The following is a 4,742-nucleotide window of genomic DNA, read 5'->3' on the forward strand; positions in this document are numbered from 1 at the left end:
TCTTAAAGGCATAGTCAATGTGCCTCTACCAACTCCTTTAAGAGAAAATCCTAAAGTTGTTGCTACTTTTGTAAAGAGCGGGGAGGGGAATCTAAAATCGGGCTCGGCGCCAGACGCAGCACCCCTACAATTCCCACACCCCGCACTCCAAATTAATACTGCGGAACCGAAGGATCGACTTCCTTACTCCAGGCGGTAATCCCGCCCTGGACGTTCACCCCTTCGATACCCGCTTCCTTGAGGATACCCAAGGCCCTGGCCGATCGCCCGCCCATTTTGCAGTGCGCGATCAGACGGTGGCCGTTGAGGAGTCCCTTCACCTTTTCGACCCCCTCGCCCCGTTCGATATCCGGCAGGGGAATCAACACCGCCCCCGGAATTTGGGCGATTTCGTACTCGTTGGGGTTGCGGACATCGATCAACACGAAATCGTCCGCGCCGCTGTCGAGAAGGGCCTTCAAATCCTTCACCGTCATTTCGGGAATCGCCCCCGCCTGCTGGGCTTCCTCCTGTCGGGCCTGGGGAATGCCGCAGAACTGTTCGTAGTCGATCAGCTTTTCGATGACGGGCCGTTCCGGGTTGGGCCGCAGTTTCAACTCCCGGAAGGTCATGTCCAGGGAATTGTACAGCAACAGCCGACCGCTGAGGGTGCGTCCCTTTCCGAGGATGATTTTGATCGTCTCCGTGGCCTGGATGACCCCGATGATACCGGGCAGAATCCCCAAAACGCCGCCTTCGGCACAGGAGGGAACCATTCCGGGGGGCGGGGGTTCGGGATAAAGATCCCGGTAGTTCGGCCCGCCCTCGTAGTTGAAGACGGTCGCCTGTCCCTCGAACCGGAAGATGGAACCGTAGACGTTGGGTTTGTTCAGCAATACGCAGGCATCGTTGACCAGGTACCGGGTGGGGAAGTTATCCGTCCCGTCCACGACCACATCGTAGGATTTGACGATATCCAGGGCATTTTCGGAGCTCAGGCGGGTGTTGTACAATTCCACCTGGCAGTTGGGGTTGATCTCCAAAATGCGGTTTTTCGCCGAGTCAATTTTCGGCTTGCCGACCCAGGACGTGCCGTGGATGACCTGGCGTTGCAGGTTGGAGGTGTCCACCACGTCGAAATCGACGATCCCAATCCGGCCGATTCCCGCCGCGGCCAGGTACAGCAGCAGGGGGGAACCGAGCCCGCCTGTACCGATGCACAGGACGCTGGCCGCTTTCAGGCGCTTCTGCCCGTCTAACCCGACTTCTGGCAAAATCAGGTGGCGGGAGTAGCGCTCATATTCGTCTCGCTGTAACTGGATTTCTTCCAGATTCGGATTTAGCATGGCAATTCGCGCAAGGGAAATACTTTCAAGTTTAGGGGGTGCGATCGCCCCTCTCAGGTTTGCACTCAAAGATATATATGATAATCCCCCGTGTCCCCGATGGCTTCACAACTTATCATTTCTTCAAGTTGGAACTGATGCCGGGGATCGAGACTCCAGTTTTTCAGGTCTGTGGCTTTCCCCCCTTCCACTGAAACGATGATATAGGAATATTCCGCCCAGGCACAGCGGCGATCGAATTCCGAGGGGCCGGCGGGGTGGTCCGGGTGGGAGTGGTAGATGCCGATGATGGACCGGTTGCGATCGCGCCCTTCCCGCTGGGCCCGGATCAGCACTTCCGGGGCGATGGTGAACCGCCGTTCTTGCGTGGTGACGGGGTTTTCGGCTGTTTCGATCTCTTGGAAGGACTCCGCCGCCGTCTCACCCCAGGCGTTTTCGACGGGCCGGACTTCGGCGAGGATTTTGCGATCGTCCCCGGCGAGGCGCCCCATCAGCAACCCGCAACATTCTCGGGGATAGGTCCGTTCGGCGTGGCTGCGGATTTGTTCGAGGTGTTCGGAAGTGAGAATTAAGACCATATTTTTAATAATTGACAATTGATAATGTTTGATACAATCAAATTTGACATCGCAGATGTCAAATTTGCCTCGAAAAAAGGGTTGACAAGGAGCGACTACTTTCGGTATGATATTGACATTAGGCTTCATAATGGAAGTGGATGCAAAAAATAAAAAAATGCACAGATTTCCATTATATAAAAATGATACCAAAATTTTGACAAAAGTCAAGCGATCGCCCCAAATTTTTAAAATTTTTTCACAAATATTGTAATTTTTGATGAGAATTGGTGGGGGCTGTGTTCTGGGGCAAGCACAGAGGCTTGCCCCTACATTTTTTTATCAAAATTCCGGTTCCACTTCCACCACTTCGGTATACTCGAACGCATTGGGGCTCCGCCGCACCAGGGGATAACGATTTCCCGCCAATTCGATCGCATCTTCCTCACACTCCGGCTTGGGAGAATTGTACACCAAAACGTATTCTCGTCCGGCGCGATCGCGGATTTCTTGGGCTACCTCTCCCCGCCACTGGGTTTTGGTGACTAACACGATCAATTGGTTCGCCAACTGGGGGATAATATTAGCGATTTGGCGGCGGTAAATTTCGTCCAAACTGCCGAAGGGTGAATCCATGACGATGGGAAATGTGCTGCTGTCGGGTCCCATCAGCGTGTTTTTCTGACTCCACTCCCGCACCCCTTCGATGATGCCACCGATAAACGACAAACTGAGGATTTGATTTTCCCCGGTGGAGGCGGCGACGGTGGCATCTTCGCCGGCGGTATTTTCGATTAATTTTAATTCGTAGTTGTCCGTCAGTTGGGGTTGGTAGGGGGTGAAAGAAATGCGGGAAAAGATATTTTGAACCCGTTTTTCCAACTGCCGGCGAAATTGGCGATCGAGGCGTTCTCTAACCTCTGTCAATCGAGCGATCGCGTCCTGGGTGGCGGCGATGCGTCTCTGTGCGACTAACTGCTTCATTTCGTTCATCTGCTGGCGATCGATCTGCTTGGAAAGTTTCTCGGTTTCGGCTTGCAGGGTTTCGATTTGTTGCCGGTTCGAGCCCATCTCCCGGTTCAATTCGCCGATGCGGGTTTCGATTTCGTCCAGTCGCTTTTGCAGTTCTTGAATGTCCTCATCCGGGAAATTTCGCAACTGTTTTTTGATGTCGTCTAAACGGGTTTCAATGCGGGAGAGTTCGGCGCGATTGTCAGTAATTAAAGCTTGGTGGCGGTCGATATTTTCCCAGAATTCGACGACTTGGCGATCGACATCTTCCACCTGGGTAGACATCCGGATCGCCGTCTCTTCGATATCCGCCATTCCGGCGCGTTCCAGCCAACTTTTGACGCGATCGCGTTCCGAGGTTCCGTCGTGGAGTTCCGAACCGCAGAGGCACTGGTGGCGATCGAGTAATTCCCCCAAAAATTGCTTGGTAATTCCCGTCATCAATTCTCCCTTTCCTCGCAGTTCGGAAAACAGGTTTTTGAAGTCCGCGATCGTGTCGGATAGAAAAACCGCATAACCTCGCGTTGACAGCAATTTATTAATTTCCAGATTCGACTGTTTCAAGTCTTCCCGAATTGACTTAATTTTAGCTTCCAATTCTGACCGAAGTTGCTGCAACTCTTTCGCACCACTCAAGTCCAAAAGGTGGGCGCTGACTGTCCGCTTCAATTCCCCTTCGTGTTCCAGTTCTTGCTCGATTTCAATTTGTCGATTTGATAAATTCTGAATTTCCGTCTCCAGCCTTTTTTTATCCTTTAAAAGTTTCTTTGTTTCCGGATTTCCAATGATTGATAAATCGAGTTCCAATGATTTTCTCGCATCTTTTAAATGCTTGATCGACCGATTCAGTACCTCCACACCCAATAACTCTTTCGTTGCCTCGGCAATTTCCGCTTTTCTTTCGTCCCGGACAATTTGCTCGATCCGTTCCCCGTCGAAGAAGAAATATTGATGCAAACTGACGGGTAAAATGCGGTTGATAATCTCCTCCGGCGGTTGGGGGGGCAAATTCCAGCGGCCGTCATCCCCCGCCACTTGCATATACAGTTCGCTGGGGGATTGTTCGATCTCTCCATTTTGTTTGTAGGCGCGACAAACCCGCTTCACCAGGTAGCGTTTGCTATCGTGTTCAAAGATAATTTCCGCCCAGCAACCCACCGCTTTTCCCGGTTCCGCTTCGGCGAGCGATCGCTTATTCACCAACTGTCCCGAAGCCGCGAACGCCGCGCTAAACTTTTCATACAGCACCCAAGTAAATGCATTCAATAGCGTCGTCTTCCCCGCCCCATTGTTGCCGTGAATCACCGTCGTATTTTGCGCCCCCGAAGCCAGATTTAGCGTCGGCGTTTTCCCGTAAAACTGGCGAAAATTGCAGAGTTGAACCGACACCAACTTCATTGCACCACTTCCTTAATAATTTTCAGGACATCATCGTTGATATTGCGGGGGGCTTTCATGTAGAGTTTATCCCGTTCCGCCTGCAACACCCGCTCGATAATTTCCCGAACCTCCGGAGATGCATCCGTGATCGGATCTTGCAACGCGGCGCCGACATTCTCCCCGTAAGGCGATCGCGCTTCGGCGAAAACATTGGAAATTGCAGTAATCAGACTGTCCGAATATTGATAAGTCATAATCGAGTCAGGGAGTCGGGAGTCGGGAGTCGGGAGTCGGGAATAAATAATCCGCGATCGCAAATATAGCAGGCGCCAGGACGGTTCGTCACCCGCCTTGAAATTCATTTCAAGGCTAATAGCACCAGTCCACACTGTCGTGGACTCAGTTGTTGGCAGTTGATATAGCAACTCCCAATCCTATGCGAGAGGATTTGTGCTATTAGCTTGGGAAT

4 protein-coding genes are annotated in these 4,742 nt (G+C 52.1%); all 4 read right to left on the reverse strand.

The genetic code is table 11. From position 1 onward, the window contains the following. Positions 1–152 precede the first annotated feature (152 nt). Positions 153–1,325 carry a molybdopterin-synthase adenylyltransferase MoeB gene (gene moeB, locus LKE08_RS14300; RefSeq protein ID WP_324704912.1) on the reverse strand — a complete coding sequence of 391 codons (1,173 nt, stop codon included), beginning with the start codon at positions 1,323–1,325 and terminating at the stop codon, positions 153–155. A 65-nt stretch (positions 1,326–1,390) separates the two neighbouring features. After that, positions 1,391–1,903, reverse strand: a complete 513-nt coding sequence (locus LKE08_RS14305; protein WP_324704913.1) for a M67 family metallopeptidase — start codon at positions 1,901–1,903, stop codon at positions 1,391–1,393. A gap of 321 nt (positions 1,904–2,224) precedes the next feature. Next, entirely contained in the window at positions 2,225–4,291 is a 2,067-nt protein-coding gene (locus LKE08_RS14310) for an AAA family ATPase (protein ID WP_324704914.1), read from the reverse strand. Continuing rightward, positions 4,288–4,635 (reverse strand): hypothetical protein, encoded by a 348-nt coding sequence (locus LKE08_RS14315; RefSeq protein WP_324704915.1) that lies wholly within the window; start codon positions 4,633–4,635, stop codon positions 4,288–4,290. Before LKE08_RS14315 ends, LKE08_RS14310 begins: the two co-directional genes overlap by 4 nt. Positions 4,636–4,742: the final 107 nt, after the last annotated feature.

The organism is Lyngbya sp. CCY1209 (assembly GCF_035615495.1).
GTDB lineage: Bacteria > Cyanobacteriota > Cyanobacteriia > Cyanobacteriales > Microcoleaceae > Limnospira.

Coding starts and splice junctions, on each gene's coding strand:
- moeB (WP_324704912.1), bottom strand. CDS start 1,325: ATGCTAAATCCGAATCTGGAAGAAATCCAGTTACAGCGAGACGAATAT.
- LKE08_RS14305 (WP_324704913.1), bottom strand. CDS start 1,903: ATGGTCTTAATTCTCACTTCCGAACACCTCGAACAAATCCGCAGCCAC.
- LKE08_RS14310 (WP_324704914.1), bottom strand. CDS start 4,291: ATGAAGTTGGTGTCGGTTCAACTCTGCAATTTTCGCCAGTTTTACGGG.
- LKE08_RS14315 (WP_324704915.1), bottom strand. CDS start 4,635: ATGAATTTCAAGGCGGGTGACGAACCGTCCTGGCGCCTGCTATATTTG.